The 530-nt window shown below is 68.5% G+C and carries 1 protein-coding gene; it reads right to left on the minus strand.

What is annotated here, in order from left to right:
* A partial coding sequence (locus NAM01S_RS37540; protein ID WP_444980105.1) for a helix-turn-helix domain-containing protein occupies positions 1 to 530 on the minus strand: 530 nt, incomplete at both ends.

Below are 530 nucleotides of genomic sequence, written 5' to 3' on the forward strand. Positions count from 1 at the left end.
CGGTCGCGGTGCTCGAGGCGTAGGGCGCCGCTGATCTGGGCGGGGCTGTGCTTGGCGTTCAACCGATCCTGAACAGTTTCGCGCAACGCGTCGTTGAGGGCCAGTTTGCGTGGTTTGGGGCGACGCGCCCGCGTCTCGGACCGGGCCTGGGCCAGACTCGCTCGATACGGCGGTCTGGCCTCCCACCCGCCCCTGCGGGCGCCGAACCGGTGGGTGCTGCGGTAACGGCCGCGTCCGCCTCCGTTGTTGGCGATCTCGCGCATGATCGTCGACGGGTGGCGACCCAACCGCCGCGCGATCGACCGGATCGATTCTTCGGCCGCGACGCCCACCGTGATTTCCTCTCGCTCCGAAAGCGTCAACCGCGACCGCGGGCCGCAGGTCTTCGGTTCGCCCAGTGCAGGTTTCACCCCGCCAGCATCACGGAACCATCGCATCCCACTGGTCGCCGACGCGCCGACCGCCAACCCCGCGGCCGACGCAGACACACCACTACCAACAACCAAATCCCAAAACGAACGAGTCACCGC

Origin of the sequence: Nocardia amikacinitolerans NBRC 108937, from assembly GCF_001612615.1 — a bacterium.
Taxonomy (GTDB): Bacteria; Actinomycetota; Actinomycetes; order Mycobacteriales; family Mycobacteriaceae; genus Nocardia; species Nocardia amikacinitolerans.